Here is a 14,648-nt window from a genome sequence, read left to right on the forward strand (position 1 = left end):
CGTTTGCCGGCGCCGCGTCCCGCGCCTGTTGCAACCGGCTGCGACCCGCAGCACTGCGCGGCCCCGGGCAATTCATCGGCCTGTCTGCGAGCACTGCCTGTGTGACCCACGGTGCCGCAGGTGAGCGGGCGACGTCCTCGGCCCGCAGCCGTTCTGACGCGGCGAAAACGGGTTCGGGATGGGTTGCCGACCGGCCCCCTGCAGGCTGCGCTGCAGACCCTGTTCGGAATCGTGACGCTCATCTGGCTGCTGGCGGGGGCGGCGGCGGCGCAGGAACTGGGCCCCGGCATGCCGGCGGACCTCGGTCAGACGCTGCATGGGCTGCTGTCGGACCGCGTCACCCTGATGGTGGTGATGTTCGGCCTGCTCGGTGTCGCGCCCGGGTTGCTGATCATGCTCAGCTGCTTCCCGCTGATCGTGACCGTGCTCAGCATCTTGCGCCAAGGCATCGGCCTGCCCCAGTCCCCGCCGAACATGCTGATCGTCTCGCTCGCGCTTTTCCTCACCTGGTTCATCATGGACCCGGTGCTCGACCAGACCTGGACGACGGCCGTTCAGCCGCTGTTGGCTGAACAAATCTCTCCGGCCGAGGCCCTGGCCGCCGCGATCGTGCCGTTTCGCGGGTTCATGGAGCACCGCGTGAGCGCAGACGAGGTGGCCGCGCTCTCGGCGCTGCGCCCTATCCCGCCGCCCGCCGACAGTCCGCCCCCTTTGTCCATTCTGGTCCCGGCCTTCATGCTGTCGGAAGTCCAGCGCGCCTTCGAGATCGGCTTCCTTCTGCTGCTGCCGTTCCTGATCATCGATCTGGTGGTCTCGGCGCTGCTGATGTCGATGGGGATGATGATGGTGCCGCCCGCGGTGGTCTCGCTGCCCTTCAAGCTCGCCTTTTTCGTGGTTGCGGACGGCTGGACCCTGGTCGCCAGCGCGCTGGTGCGCAGCTATTCCTGACCCCAAGCGTGTCGACCGTGGCTGGCGCGGGTGGCCGCCGGGCCGCCGGCGCACCGGTCGGCCGGACGGTTATCCGCTGGCGGGCGGCCTGCACCTGACTTGTCCCGAGAGGCTGTCGCACCTCGACGGCCGCACCTTCCGAGATCCACGACGCCGGCGGCGCAGTCCGGAACGCGCTCGGCGGGCGAGGCGGTCAATCCGGCCGGGACGCGGTGGGAGACGGACACGGTCGGGGACTTACACCGTCGAGGACGGGCGCAGCCGAGACGCGCAGACTGGCGACAGCGAACCGCAGCCGACTATCGCGGATGGCACCGAAGCGTGTGTGCGGTGCGGGATCTTCCCGCCCGCTGCCCGGCCATCCCGAAGGGCGCACGCCCTTGGGTCAGGGCGGCGCGACCGCGGTCTGCTCCTGCCCCACTCCACGTCAAGGCTTGCAGGGCTTCGCGGCCGACGGTCCGATCCGGGTTATCCCGCCGCCGCGGCAGAACAGCCGCGGGACGCCGGGGACAGGGCGGGGTCCGGGTAGGACGCCGCGTGGCAGGCCAGGCGCACCGGCCAGAGAAGGCGGGGCCCCCTCGCGACCCTCTCGTCGCGGACCCGCCGCAGCGGAACCCCGAGGTCGCGTCACAGCCCCTTGACCTCGCGGGACAAGCTGCGAGGCTCCGGGCCGCGACAGGAGGAGGTAGAGATGACCGAAGTCTATGCGATGCGCGCCGACCGGCCCGGCGGCTCGGAGGTTCTGCGGCAGGTGGCGATCGACCGACCGGAGCCCGGCCCGGGCGAGGTGCTGATCCGGCACACCGCGATCGGGATCAACTTCATCGACGTCTACTTCCGGACCGGCGCCTATCCCTGGCCCGAGGGCGATACGCTGATCACCGGCTCGGAAGGGGCGGGCGTGATCGAGGCGGTGGGCCCCGGCGTGACCGAGTTCGCCCCCGGCCAGCGCGTGGCCTACACGAAGCCGAACGGCGCCTATGCCACGCACCGGGTGATCGCCGCCGCGATGGTGGTCCCGCTGCCCGACGACATCCCGGACGAGATCGCGGCGGCGGTGATGCTGAAGGGCCTGACCGCGCATTACCTCATCCACCACTCCTATCCCGCGCAGCCCGGCGAGACGGTGCTGTTCCATGCCGCCGCCGGTAGCGTCGGCCTGATCGCCGGCCAGTGGCTCGCGGCGCGGGGCGTGCGCGCGATCGGCACCGCGGGCGGGGCCGAGAAATGCGCGCTGGCCGCCGAGCACGGCTATGCCGAGACCATCGACTATCGCGCCGGCGATTTCGTCGCCGAGGTGAAGCGGCTGACCGGCGGTGCCGGGGTCCAGGCGGTCTATGACAGCATCGGCCACGACACGGTGCTGGGCTCGCTCGACTGTCTTGCGCAGTTCGGGACGCTGGTGATGTTCGGCCAGTCCTCGGGCGCGCCGGACCAGTTCCGGATCTCGCATCTCGCCCGCGGCTCGCTGCGGGTGACGCGCCCGACGCTGTTCCACCACGCGGCGCGGCGCGAGTGGCTGCTGTCGGCCAGCGCAGAGCTGTTCGAGATGATCCGCAGCGGCCGCATCCGGATTCGCATCGGACAGGAATTCGCGCTGTCCGACGTGGCGCAGGCGCATGACGCGCTCGAAGGGCGGGCGACGACCGGCTCGACGGTGTTGAGACCCTAGGCGAAGTTGCGGCAGCCGGGCGCCGCGCGCGGCCGGCTGCCGGCGGATTCATGGCCGAATCTGGGCGTTTGGCCGAGGTCAGGCTTTGGTAAGATCTCGGGAACCCTGCGACTGCTACCGCCAAGGGGCAGAGCAACCCGGGGGTCGTCCATGTCGAGCGCGAACGCAGTCCAGCCGATCATCATCAAGCGCAAGAAGGTCTCTGGCGGCGGCGGCCACCACGGCGGCGCCTGGAAGGTCGCCTATGCCGATTTCGTCACCGCGATGATGGCGTTCTTCCTGCTGATGTGGCTGCTGAACGCCACCACCGAGCAGCAGCGCAAGGGCATCGCCGACTTCTTCAACCCGACGATCCCCGTCAACCGGATCTCGGGCGGCGGCGAGGGCGCGATGGGCGGCGACAACATCTTCACCCAGGACGCGCTCGCCCATTCCGGCACCGGCGCCGCGCAGATGAGCCCGACGCTGGCCGACAAGGCCTCGGGCAGCGCCGCGCAAGAGGCGGAAACCCGCGCCTTCGCCGAGTTGGCCGAGAAGATGACCGCCCGCGGCGGCGAGTCGATGGTGAGCGAGACGCTCTCGCGCCACATCCTGACCCGCGTCACCGACGAGGGGCTGATCGTAGAGTTCTTCGACACCCCCGGCGAGCCGCTGTTCGAGGGCACGGAACCGACCGCGATCACCCGCGCCCTCGCCGGCGTCGCGGCCAAGGTCTTCTCGCTGGTCGGCAATCAGGTTGCCGTCCAGGGCTTCACCGCGGCCCCGCCCGAGGTGCTGCGCCACAACCCCAGCTGGGATCTCTCGACCGCCCATGCGCAGGTGATGCGCGAGATCGTGGGCACGGCCGGGCTTGACGAGGCGCGGTTCCAGCGGATCTCGGGCTTCGCGGACCGCCGGCCGTCCGACGACGCCAACCCGATGGCGCTGCGCAACAACCGCATCGAGCTGATCCTGCTGCGCTCGCCCGGGACCTGACCCGCACAATTCGATCTGTTTGCCGCGGCGGGGTTAGGAGCTTGCTAACCTCGCCTGCCGCAGTCTGCCCCGGTCCGCAACAGAAGGCCGCAGCGCATGTCGATCTCCTCCTCGCTGAATTCCGCCGTCTCTGGCCTGGCCGCGAACGCGACCAAGCTGGCGACGATCTCCGACAACATCGCGAACTCCGGGACCTATGGCTACAAGCGGGCCGAAACCGAGTTCAACGCGCTGGTGCTCAGCGGGAACAGCGGCGCCGGGGTCTATTTCGCCGGCGGCACGCGGCCGCTGACCAGCCGCGCGATCGATGCCCGCGGCGCGCTGGTGGCGACCTCGAACGCGCTCGACATCGCGATCTCGGGGCGCGGGATGCTGCCGGTGACGACCTACAGCGCGCTCAGCTCGGTCTCGAGCGAACCGATGAAGATGACGACGACGGGCTCGTTCCACACCGATGCCTCCGGCGTTCTGCGCACGGATTCGGGTCTTGTCCTTCTGGGATGGGCGGCGAATGCCGACGGTTCGATCCCGGTCTATCCGCGCGGCACCCAGACCGGGCTGGTGCCGATCGTGATCAACACCAACCAGACCGCAGGCGATCCGACGACGCAGATGACGCTGGCAGTGAACCTGCCGGCGACCGAGACCCGCGCCGGCGAAAGCGGCGAGGTGCGGGTGATGTCGACGGAATATTTCGGCAACCTCGGCACCTCGGAATCGCTGGATGTTGAATTCGAACCGACGGTGCCGCTGTCCGGCGAGTCGAATGAATGGACGATGCGGATTTACGATTCTGCCTCGGGCGGGGCGTTGATAGGGGAATATGTGCTGGTCTTCGACGACAGCCGCGGCGCGGGGGGGACGCTGGCGAGCGTGACCGTGGTCTCGGGCGGCGCCTATGATGCCAGCACCGGGATCCTCGACCTGGCGGTGGCCGGCGGGCCGCTGGCGATGACGATCGGCAAGATCGGCGACACCAACGGCCTGACCCAGCTGTCGGACAGTTTCACGCCGACCTCGATCACCAAGGACGGCTCGCCCGTCGGCAACCTGACCGATGTCGAGATCGACGAGAACGGCTTCATCACCGCAACCTATGATACCGGCTTCACCCGGCGGATCTATCAGGTGCCGCTGGTCGACGTGCCCAATCCCAACGGGTTGAAGGCGCTGAACAACCAGACCTTCCAGGTCTCGCCGGACAGCGGCTCGTTCACGCTCTGGGATGCCGGCGACGGCCCGACCGGCGATGTCGTCGGCTACGCGCGCGAAGGCTCGACCACCGACGTGGCGGCTGAACTGACCTCGCTGATCCAGACGCAGCGCGCCTATTCGTCGAATGCCAAGGTCATCCAGACCGTCGACGAGATGCTGCAGGAAACCACCAACATCAAGCGCTGAGCGGAGTGAACCATGAGCCTCGGCACTGCCCTTTCCAACGCGGTCTCCGGCCTGACGGCGACGGCGCGCGCCGCCGAGGTCGTGTCGAACAACGTCTCGAACGCGCTGACGCCCGGTTACGCCAAGCGCGAGCTGATGATCTCGTCGCGGCTGATCAGCGGCGCCGCCGCGGGGGTGAAGATCGACGGCGTGGTCCGGGTGCAGGACAAGGTCGCGCTGTCGACCAGCCGCACCGCCAGTTCCGCCTCGGCCCGTGACACACTGATCAGCAGCTTCGGGCTGCGGATGGAACAGGTCTTCGGCCTGCCGGATGCGGCGGATTCGCTGTCGGGGCGGCTCGACGGGTTCGATGCGGCGCTGGTCGCGGCGATGAACGAGCCGTCGAGCGACGCCTATCTGCGGGCGCTCTCGGATAGTGCCGCGGCCGTGTCGGACCGGTTCAACGAAATCTCGGATGCGATCCAGTCCGAACGCCTTGCCGCGGACAACCAGATCGCGTCGCAGGTGCGCGTGCTCAACGATTCTCTGGCCAGCATCGACGCGCTCAACCGCGAGATCGTGAAGCTGCGGCTGCGCAGCGACGACGTCTCGGGCCTGATCGACCAGCGCCAGGTGCTGGTCGACCGCATTTCGGCCATCGTGCCGGTGCGCGAGTTGGACCGGCAGGGCGGCACCATCGCGCTTTACACCGAGGGCGGCGCGATGCTGCTCGAGGGAAAGCCGGTCAAGATCGAGTTCTCACCGGTCGGGGTGATAGATCCCGAAAGCAGTGTCGCGGGCGGAGCCCTGTCCGGACTGACGATCGGCGACCGGTCCTATTCCGCCCAGGCCGACGAGGCCTTTGCCGGCGGCTCGCTGCAGGCGTTGTTCCAACTGCGGGACGAGACCGCCCCCGCCATGCAGCGCCAGATCGATGCATTGGCCCGTGATCTGGTCGAGCGTTTCCAGGACCCCACGCTCGACACGACGCTGTCGACGGGTGACGCGGGCCTGTTCACCGACGGCGGGGCCGCCTTCGATCCCGCCAACGAAGTCGGCCTCGCCGGCCGGATGCGGCTGAACGCTGCAGTGGACCTGGCGGCCGGTGGCCAGGCCTGGCATCTGCGTGACGGGCTCGGGGCGATCAGTGCCGGCGCACCGGGCAACAGCACGCTTCTGGAAGCGATGAGCGACCGCTTGCGCGAGGCACGGGTGCCGGTGTCCGGAAGCTATCTCGGGGCGCAGAAGTCGACACAGGGCCTGGCTGCCGACCTGCTATCGCAGATCGCGCAGGACCGGCTTGCGGCCGAGGATCGCAGCGCGGCGAGCACGGCCCGCCTGACCGCCGCACAGCAGACGCTGGCGCGCGACGGGGTCGATACCGATCAGGAAATCCAGACGCTGCTGGTCGTCCAGCAGGCCTATGCCGCCAATGCCAAGGTGATCCAGACGCTGGACGACCTGCTGACCCGCCTGATGGAGATCTGAGATGAGCTTCGCGTCGATCGGCGACCTCGCCAAAGCCCTGCAATTCCGCACGAACAATGCGCAGCTGCGCCAGCGTCTGGCCCAGAGTTCGACCGAGATGTCGACGGGACGGTCCCACGACATCTCTGCGCGACTGGGCGGCAACCTGACGCTTCTCGCCGGCATCGAGCGCAACGAGCGGCGGTCGCAGGTTTACCTTCGCGCCTCAGACGTCGCGGCGGCCGAAGGCGACGCGCTGCAGTCCAGCCTCGGCGTGCTGTCGGACTTCACGACGGCCCTCGGCACCGATCTTGCGGGCACCGCCGAACTCGCCATGCCGAGCGCGGTCAAGACCCAGAGCATCGTCGCGCGGCAGGGGCTCGACACGGCGATCGCGGCCCTGAATGTTCGCGTCGGCGAAGGCTACCTGCTTTCGGGTCAGCGCAGCGACCAGAAGCCCCTGCCCGGCGCCGACGCGATGCTTTCGGCACTGCGCGCCGCAACCAGCGGCCTGACCACGGCCGGCGATGTCGCCGCGGCGGTCGACGACTGGTTTGCGGCCCCGGCCGGGGATGGCGGCTTTGTCGACTTCTATCAGGGCGATGCCGGCCCGGTCACGACCCATCGCCTGTCGGAGAACGAGTCGGTCAGCTTCGGGATGACCGCGACCAACGATGCCTTCCGCAGCGTGCTCGCCGGCCTGGCGATCGCCAGCCTGGCCGGCGACGACAGCCTGGAGCCGACGGTGCAGGCGGCGGACATGCTCCATCAGGCCTCGACCCGACTGATCGGGACGACGGACAGCATCGCGGCCCTGCGCAGCCAGTTGGGTCGCAGCGAACAAACGATCGAGGACGTGGCGACGCGGACCCGCGCCAATACCACCGCCATGTCACTGGCACGCGAGAAGCTGATCGGCGTCGACACTGCCGATGCCGCGACCGAGGTGGTCGCCGTGCAGGGCCAGCTCGAAGCGCTCTACACGCTGACGGCCCGGGTCACGCAGATGAAGCTGGTGAACTACCTGTGAGATCCGCCGTCGGTCTTCTCGTGATGCTGGCGCTGCTGCTGCCGTCGCTCGCCTTGGCGGCACCGATCCGGATCAAGGACCTCGTCGAGATCGACGGCGTCCGCGGCAACGACCTTGTCGGCTACGGCCTGATTGTCGGCCTGAACGGAACCGGCGACGGCATCCGCAACGCGCCCTTCACCGAAGAGATCATGGCCAGCATTCTGGAACGGCTGGGGGTGAACATCGCCGGAGAGCAGTTTCGGCCGCGGAACGTGGCGGCAGTGATGGTCACCGCCGCCCTGCCGCCCTTTGCCCGGGCCGGGGGACGGATCGACGTCACCGTCTCGGCCATCGGCGACGCGACCAGCCTGCTGGGCGGCACACTGATCATGACGCCGCTGAACGCCGCGGACGGCCAGATCTATGCCGTCGCCCAGGGCACGGTCCTTGCCGGAGGCGCCGCGGCGCAAGGTGCCGCCGCCTCCGTGGTGCAGGGGGTCCCGACCTCGGGGACCATCCCTGCCGGGGCGCGGGTCGAGCGCGAGGTCTCCTTCGAACTCTCGAGCCTGTCCGCGGTCCGCCTTGCCCTGCGCGACCCCGACTTCACCACCGCCGACCGGATCGCCGCCATCATCAACCGCGAATTCGGGCGCGGCGTGGCCGAGATGACAGATCCGGGGACGGTGGCCATGAACATCGCGGCCGCGCGCTCTGGCAGCCCGGCGCAGGTGCTGTCGCGGATCGAGGCCTTGCAGATCGAACCCGAGACCCGCGCGCGCGTCGTCATCGACCAGCGGTCGGGGACGATCGTGATGGGCGCGGATGTCCGGGTCAGCCGCGTCGCGGTCAGCCAGGGCAATCTTACCCTCCGCGTCGAGGAAGCCCCGATCGTGGTCCAGCCGAATCCGTTCTCGCAAGGGGAAACCGTCGTCGTGCCCCGCAGCGGCGCCGACCTCACCGAGGAGCCCGGCATCCGCATGGCCGAGATCGCCGGGTCCAGTTCACTGACCGATGTCGTCGCCGGGCTGAATGCGCTTGGCGTCAGCCCGCGCGACATGATCGACATTCTCAAGACCATCCACGCCGCCGGCGCGCTTCACGCAGAGTTCATCGTGAACTGAGCCGAGATCACCGCGCGGGCCGGCAAGCTCTGCGCGGGCCACTACGGCAGGAACCGGCAAGATTGCCGCAGCCTGTGGAACGGCCTCCCGCGCGCCTGCTTGCCATGGCGAACCGCCGACGCTTCGGACATGCACCGCGCCACATCGGACCGTGGACGCACGCGCCTCGCCACGATCACCAGCCGATCATCCCCGACAGATGCAACCCGCGCGGGACCCTTTCCCTCGGTCTTCGTCCTGACGCGCTGAAATCGATGCCGCGTTACGCCACCCGCAACGGGGCATCTCTCAGTCGCCACATATCGCCACCGCTGACGCCCCCCGGTTGCAGACTGCAGGCACTGCAGTGACACCGCTAAGCGACAAGGTCGCCTCAAGGCGCCAAGGGGCGCTCCACCGCGCCCCCTCGCACGCGACGCCCTCGGGGCACCGGCAGGCACCGGCCGACGCCGGGCGGTGCGGGTTGAACTCGTCGGTACGCGTGCTAGGCCCAAGGCAGGAGGATGGACATCCAGCGCGCCCCCACAGGCCGGAAAGGAGAGATGATGGATCTGACCAACTGGAACTGGCACAACTTCGTCACAGACGATCGTATCGCGACACTGATCGCCCTCGCGCTCAACGTCGTCTACGCCTTCGTCATCATCATCGTCGCGATGATCGTGTCGGGCTGGGCCAAGGGTCGGGTCGCGGCCATCGCCCGCCGGTATCCGCGCGTCGATGCCACGCTGTTCGGCTTCCTCGGAAACCTGCTCAAATACATGATCCTGGCGATGGCCGCGATCTTCGTGCTGAACCGGTTCGGGATCCAGACCACCTCGCTGGTCGCGCTGATCGGTGCCGCCGGCCTCGCCGTCGGGCTCGCGCTGCAGGGGACGCTGTCGAACCTGGCCGCGGGGGTGATGATCGTGATGTTCCGCCCGTTCCGCGTCGGCGACTTCATCGAGGCAGGCGGCCAGTCCGGCACCGTGCGCGAGATCGCCCTGTTCTACACCGAGCTCGCGACTTTCGACGGTCTGCAGATCATCATCCCGAACAGCGACGTCTGGTCGAAGCCGATCAAGAACTTCTCGTCGAACCCGACGCGGATGACCGACCTGACCGTCGGCATCTCGTACCGGTCCGACCTTCGCGCGGCGCAGCGCATCCTCGAGGGGATCGCCGAGTCCGATCCGCGGGCGCTGAAGGAACCGGCCCCCTTCATCAAGGTGAAGGCGCTCAACGACAGCTCGGTCGATTTCGCCTATCGGGTCTGGGCGAACCGGGCGGACTGGTGGGGCATGCAGTGCGACATGATCCAGCGGATCAAGGAGGAGTTCGACGCCAACGGCATCGAGATCCCGTTCCCCAGCCAGACCGTGTTCTACGAACGCGAGCCCGACGGGGCGGTCGAGACGCCGCGCGTCTCGTGAAAGGTCCGCCCTCCCCGCACAGGCGGGGAGGGCGCGGAGATCAGATTTCGGCCAGAAGCGCTTCGCCGCCCGAGATCTCGCAGGTGCCGGGGCTGTCCTCGGCATGCAGAACCTTGACCACGCCGTCCTCGACCAGCATCGCGTAGCGCTTCGAGCGGCCGATCAGCCCCACCGGCGGCGCGGTGAATTCCATGCCCACGGCGCGGGTGAAGGCGCCCTCGGCATCGGCCAGCGTCTCGATCCCCGCGGCACCTGCGCCGGTCGCGTCGGTCCAGGCCTTCAGCACGAAGGGGTCGTTGACCGAAAGGCAGACGATCGCGTCGACGCCCTTGGCCTCGAAGCCCGCCTTGGTGCGGATGAAGCTGGGGACATGGGCGGTGGTGCAGACATCGGTGTAGGCCCCGGGCAGTGCGAAGATCACCACCTTGCGGCCCGCCAGCAGCGCGCCGAGGTCGACCGTTTCGACCCCTTTTTCCCCGACTTTCAGCAGCGTGGCCCCCGGCAGCTTGCTGCCCACGGAAATCGTCATCTGGCGCTCCCTTCGCGTTGTCTTCGACGTCAGGGCGGTTATAGGCTCCGGCCGGGATCGTGGCCAGCCTGCATGGATGGCCAAGGAAGGACAGCATGATGGACGCGTCGATCGTCATCCTCGGGGCCGGACAGGCCGCAGCCTCGGCCGCGGCGAAACTGCGCGCGCTGGGCCACCGCGGCCCGCTGACGCTGATCGGCGACGAGCCCGTCGCCCCCTATCAGCGCCCGCCGCTGTCCAAGGCCTATCTGCTGGGCGAGATGCCGCTGGAGCGGCTGACCCTGCGCGCCGAGGCATTCTGGGCCGAGAACGACATCACCCTGCGGCTGGGCCAGCCGGCCACCGCGATCGACCGGGCGGCGCGCTGCGTGCGGATCGGCGCAGAAGGCGTGCCCTATGACAGGTTGCTGATCGCGACCGGGGCGCGGGCCCGGGGACTGCCTGCGGCGATCGGCGGCGCGCTGGGCAAGGTCTTCACGGTGCGCACGCTGGCCGATGTCGATGCGATGGCCCCGGCGATGCGGTCGGGGGCGCGGGTGGTGATCGTCGGCGGCGGCTACATCGGGCTGGAGGCGGCCGCGGTGGCTGCGAAGCTGGGGCTGCGGGTGACGCTGATCGAGGCCGCGCCGCGGATCCTCGGCCGGGTCGCCAGCGCCGAGACCGCGGCCTGGTTCCGCGACCTGCATGTCCGCCACGGGGTCGAGATCCGCGAGGCGACACCGATCGAGCGGCTTCTGGGCGAGACCGAGGTGACCGGCGTGCGGCTGGCGGACGGGACGGAGATCGCGGCCGATCTGGTGATCCTCGGGATCGGGATCGCGCCGGACGTGACCCTGGCCGAGGCCGCGGGGCTGGCGATCGACAACGGCATCGCCTGCGACGAAACCGGGCAGACCTCGGACCCGGCGATCTGGGCGGCGGGCGACTGCGCGAGTTTCCTTGCCGGTGGCGCGCGGATCAGGCTGGAAAGCGTCGGCAATGCCATCGACATGGCCGAGCAGGTCGCGGCGAACATGATCGGCGCGCCGCAGCCCTATCTGCCGAAGCCCTGGTTCTGGTCGGACCAGTATGACGTGAAGCTGCAGATCGCGGGGCTCAACACCGGCCACGACCGGGTGGTGACGCGGCCGGGCGCCGCGGGCGTCTCGTTCTGGTATTACGCGGACGGGCGCCTGATCGCGGTCGATGCCGCCAACGAGCCGCGCGCCTACATGGTCGGCAAGCGCCTGATCGAGGCCGGCCGCAGCGCCGACCCCGCGCAGGTCGCCGATCCGGCCTTCGACCTGAAAGGACTGCTGTGAGGATCATCGGCGGCGAGCGGCGGGGCCTGAAGCTGGCCGAGGTGGGCGCGGGCGATCCGGCGGCACATCTGCGCCCGACGACAGACCGGGTGCGCGAGTCGATCTTCAACCTCGTCGTCAACGGCGGCTACGGCGATCCGATCACCGGGGCGCGGGTGCTCGACCTCTTCGCGGGCACCGGGGCGCTGGGGCTCGAGGCGCTGTCGCGCGGCGCGGCGCGGGTGGCCTTCGTCGATGACGGCACCGCCGCGCGCGCGCTTCTGCGCCGCAACATCGAGCTGATGCGCGCGATGGGCACCACCGATGTCTGGCGTCGCGACGCGACCCGGATGGGGCCGAACCGCGGCCCGGCCTATGGGCTGGTGTTCCTCGACCCGCCTTATGGCAAGGGGCTGGGAGAGCGGGCGCTGGCCTCGTGCATCGAGGGCGGCTGGCTGGCCCCCGGCGCGCTGGTCGTCTGGGAGGAAGGCGCCCCCCCTGCCCCACCCGAAGGCTTTGACCTTCTCGACCAACGCAAGTACGGCGATACCGTCGTGACCCTTCTCTCTGCCCCGGACCGGACCTGATGCCCAGATATGACGCGGTGCTTTTCGACTGCGACGGCGTGATCGTCGACAGCGAACCGGCCGCCTTCGAGCTGCTGATCGCCGATTTCCGCGCCCATGGCGTGACGCTCTCGGACGAAGAGATCGAAGAGACGTTCATCGGCGGCACCATTCCCGGCGTCTTCGAGCGCGCCCGCGGCATGGGCGTGCCGCTGCCCGACGGCTGGCCCGACGACTTCTACGCCCGGCTCTATGCGCGGCTGGCCGAGGGCACGGCGCTGGTGGCGGGGGTCGAGGCGTTGCTCGACCGGCTGGATGCGGCCGGGATCCGCTACGCCATCGGCTCGAACGGGTCGCTGCGCAAGATGGAGATCACGCTGGGCCAGCACCCGGCCCTGCGCGCGCGCTTCGGGGCGCATGTCTATTCCGGGCAGGAGCTGGGCGCGCCGAAGCCCGCGCCCGATCTTTACCTGCACGCGGCGGCCGCGCTGGGGGTCAGCCCGGACCGTGCCGCGGTGGTCGAGGACAGCGCGACTGGGGCCCGGGCGGCCGCGGCGGCGCAGATGGACTGCTTCGGGCATGCCGCTGGCCATGCCGGCGCCGCGCGGCGCCTGACGGCCGAGGGCGCGCGGGTCTTTGACCGGATGGACGAGCTGCCGGCGCTGCTGGGACTGTAGGTCAGACCGGGATCGCGGTCGTCTGCTGCACCGTGCGCAGCGAGAAGGACGAATGCATCTGCGCCACCCCCGGCAGCCGGGCCAGCTGCTGGCGGTGGATGCGGGCGAAATCCTCGGTGTCGCGGGCGACCACCTTCAACAGGTAATCGGCCGAGCCCGCCATCAGGTGGCATTCCAGCACGTCCGGCACCCGGCGCACCTCGCGCTCGAACGCTTCGAGCACCTCGTCCGCCTGCCCCGACAGGGTGATCTCGACGAAGACCGTCGTCGGCCGGTCGAGCCTGCGCGCGTTCAGCAGCGCGACATAGGCGTCGATATAGCCCTCCGCCTCGAGCCGCTGCACGCGGCGATGGCAGGCCGAGGCCGAAAGGTTCACCTGTTCGGCCAGCTCGGCATTGGTGATCCGTCCCTGACGTTGCAGGACGGTGAGGATGCGGCGATCCGTGGCGTCGAGATCCATGATGGCGCAAGCTTCTTCGAGAAATGGCGAACAGGCTCGAAGATATGCGCCAGTCGTGCCCCCGACGCCAGCGGATTTCGCCGTCAGACCGTCGGACGGGTCTTCAGCAGGTCGCGGATCTCGGCCAGCAGCTGTTCCTGCGTCGGGCCCTTGGGCGCGGATTCCGCCGGCGCCTCGCCCTTCTCGACCGCCATCTCTTTGGCCTTGTTCACCGCCTTGACCAGCATGAAGACCACGAAGGCGATGATCAGGAAGTTGATGACCGCCATGATGAACGAGCCATAGGCGAAGACCGCCGCGCCCGAATCCTTGGCCGTCTGCAGGCCGGCACCCTCCGGCACGTTGCCTGAAAGCACGACATAGAGGTTGGTGAAGTCGATCCCGCCGATGATCAGGCCGATGATCGGATTGATCAGATCCTGCACCATCGAGTTCACGATCGCGGTGAAGGCCGCGCCGATGATGATCCCGACCGCGAGGTCGAGAACGTTGCCGCGCGAAATAAAGGCACGGAATTCCTTAATCATGACTGTCCCCTTCGGTTCCGGCAGCCGGAGAAAGGCGCACCTGGCGCGCTGCCGCAAACAGATTGTAGCACTTTGCGGCAAAGTCACCGCTTCTTTTCATATTTTCCGCCCGTTAGCTGCGGCAACTCCGCTCGCGCAGCTATCGCAATTCGCGGCGTGCGACAGCCTCGGGTTGCGAAAATTGAGCATTTGGTCCAAGATTTACCAGTCATGCGGTGCGCCCTGCCCGCGCAGGAGGCGGCACGTTGCCTGAACGGAAGAGATTGCGGCTGGAGATCGTGCGCTATCTGATCGCGCGTGGAGCCCGCTCGGCCGAGGAGTCGATCGATGCCATGGAGCATTTCATCGGCACCGGCATCCGCAGCGCCGATTACGCCGAGGCGATCACCGATCTGGTGTCGCTGCGGGTGATCGCGCGCGGCGGCAGCGGCGAGTATGTCACCGACGAGGGCGAAAGTTTCCTGTCGCCGCGCCGGCGCAAGGCCTGAGCGCCGAGGCCGGGCCGCAGACGGGGCGGGGCGGGGCCGCAGACGGGGAAGGAGCTCGGCTGCCATTTCGTCGGCCAAGGCGGGAAACCGGGAAAACCGCCCTGTTCTCCATACCGTCGCGCCCGGTTGACATG

15 protein-coding genes are annotated in these 14,648 nt (G+C 68.9%); 12 read left to right on the top strand and 3 right to left on the bottom strand.

The window, feature by feature from the left end:
• The first annotated feature begins 288 nt into the window (after positions 1 to 288).
• The 8 genes from fliP (at position 289) to V8J36_RS18270 (ending at position 9,987) form a co-directional block, all read left to right on the top strand.
• Positions 289 to 948, top strand: a complete 660-nt coding sequence (fliP, locus tag V8J36_RS18235) for a flagellar type III secretion system pore protein FliP (RefSeq protein ID WP_336468810.1) — start codon at positions 289 to 291, stop codon at positions 946 to 948.
• Between the two features lie 691 nt (positions 949 to 1,639).
• Positions 1,640 to 2,620, top strand: coding sequence for a quinone oxidoreductase family protein (locus V8J36_RS18240; protein ID WP_336468743.1), 981 nt, complete (start codon positions 1,640 to 1,642; stop codon positions 2,618 to 2,620).
• A gap of 150 nt (positions 2,621 to 2,770) precedes the next feature.
• Positions 2,771 to 3,595 carry a flagellar motor protein MotB gene (locus V8J36_RS18245; protein WP_336468744.1) on the top strand — a complete coding sequence of 275 codons (825 nt, stop codon included), beginning with the start codon at positions 2,771 to 2,773 and terminating at the stop codon, positions 3,593 to 3,595.
• 96 nt (positions 3,596 to 3,691) lie between these two features.
• The gene (locus tag V8J36_RS18250) at positions 3,692 to 4,996 is read left to right on the top strand and encodes a flagellar hook protein FlgE (protein ID WP_336468745.1); all 1,305 of its coding nucleotides are present in this window, start codon (positions 3,692 to 3,694) and stop codon (positions 4,994 to 4,996) included.
• A 12-nt stretch (positions 4,997 to 5,008) separates the two neighbouring features.
• Positions 5,009 to 6,463, top strand: a complete 1,455-nt coding sequence (gene flgK, locus V8J36_RS18255; RefSeq protein WP_336468746.1) for a flagellar hook-associated protein FlgK — start codon at positions 5,009 to 5,011, stop codon at positions 6,461 to 6,463.
• A 1-nt stretch (position 6,464) separates the two neighbouring features.
• The gene (locus tag V8J36_RS18260) at positions 6,465 to 7,472 is read left to right on the top strand and encodes a flagellin (RefSeq protein ID WP_336468747.1); all 1,008 of its coding nucleotides are present in this window, start codon (positions 6,465 to 6,467) and stop codon (positions 7,470 to 7,472) included.
• A gap of 23 nt (positions 7,473 to 7,495) precedes the next feature.
• The gene (locus tag V8J36_RS18265; RefSeq protein WP_336468811.1) at positions 7,496 to 8,575 is read left to right on the top strand and encodes a flagellar basal body P-ring protein FlgI; all 1,080 of its coding nucleotides are present in this window, start codon (positions 7,496 to 7,498) and stop codon (positions 8,573 to 8,575) included.
• 542 nt (positions 8,576 to 9,117) lie between these two features.
• Positions 9,118 to 9,987 (top strand): mechanosensitive ion channel family protein, encoded by an 870-nt coding sequence (locus tag V8J36_RS18270; protein WP_336468748.1) that lies wholly within the window; start codon positions 9,118 to 9,120, stop codon positions 9,985 to 9,987.
• 40 nt (positions 9,988 to 10,027) lie between these two features.
• Here V8J36_RS18270 and V8J36_RS18275 read toward each other — a convergent pair whose 3' ends face one another.
• Entirely contained in the window at positions 10,028 to 10,516 is a 489-nt protein-coding gene (locus tag V8J36_RS18275) for a peroxiredoxin (protein WP_336468749.1), read from the bottom strand.
• A 95-nt stretch (positions 10,517 to 10,611) separates the two neighbouring features.
• Between V8J36_RS18275 and V8J36_RS18280 the strand changes: the two genes are divergently transcribed.
• The 3 genes from V8J36_RS18280 to V8J36_RS18290 are packed head-to-tail and all read left to right on the top strand — an operon-like array spanning position 10,612 to position 13,039.
• Complete coding sequence (locus V8J36_RS18280; RefSeq protein ID WP_336468750.1) at positions 10,612 to 11,817, top strand: NAD(P)/FAD-dependent oxidoreductase; 1,206 nt, start codon at positions 10,612 to 10,614, stop codon at positions 11,815 to 11,817.
• A complete protein-coding gene (rsmD, locus tag V8J36_RS18285) occupies positions 11,814 to 12,383 on the top strand; it encodes a 16S rRNA (guanine(966)-N(2))-methyltransferase RsmD (RefSeq protein WP_336468751.1) in 570 nt (189 codons plus the stop codon). Before V8J36_RS18280 ends, rsmD begins: the two co-directional genes overlap by 4 nt.
• Complete coding sequence (locus V8J36_RS18290) at positions 12,383 to 13,039, top strand: HAD family hydrolase (RefSeq protein WP_336468752.1); 657 nt, start codon at positions 12,383 to 12,385, stop codon at positions 13,037 to 13,039. Before rsmD ends, V8J36_RS18290 begins: the two co-directional genes overlap by 1 nt.
• A 1-nt stretch (position 13,040) precedes the next feature.
• Here V8J36_RS18290 and V8J36_RS18295 read toward each other — a convergent pair whose 3' ends face one another.
• Both V8J36_RS18295 and mscL read right to left on the bottom strand, forming a co-directional pair.
• Positions 13,041 to 13,499 (bottom strand): Lrp/AsnC family transcriptional regulator, encoded by a 459-nt coding sequence (locus tag V8J36_RS18295; protein WP_336468753.1) that lies wholly within the window; start codon positions 13,497 to 13,499, stop codon positions 13,041 to 13,043.
• An 83-nt stretch (positions 13,500 to 13,582) separates the two neighbouring features.
• Positions 13,583 to 14,026: a large conductance mechanosensitive channel protein MscL gene (gene mscL, locus V8J36_RS18300; protein ID WP_336468754.1), complete on the bottom strand. Its 444-nt coding sequence runs from the start codon at positions 14,024 to 14,026 to the stop codon at positions 13,583 to 13,585.
• Positions 14,027 to 14,271: 245 nt separating this feature from the next.
• Here mscL and V8J36_RS18305 point away from each other — a divergent pair, with 245 nt between their 5' ends.
• Positions 14,272 to 14,514 (top strand): hypothetical protein, encoded by a 243-nt coding sequence (locus V8J36_RS18305; RefSeq protein ID WP_336468755.1) that lies wholly within the window; start codon positions 14,272 to 14,274, stop codon positions 14,512 to 14,514.
• The last annotated feature ends 134 nt before the right edge of the window (positions 14,515 to 14,648 follow it).

Origin of the sequence: Frigidibacter sp. MR17.14, assembly GCF_037095735.1 — a bacterium.
In the GTDB taxonomy this organism is placed as follows: Bacteria; Pseudomonadota; Alphaproteobacteria; order Rhodobacterales; family Rhodobacteraceae; genus Frigidibacter.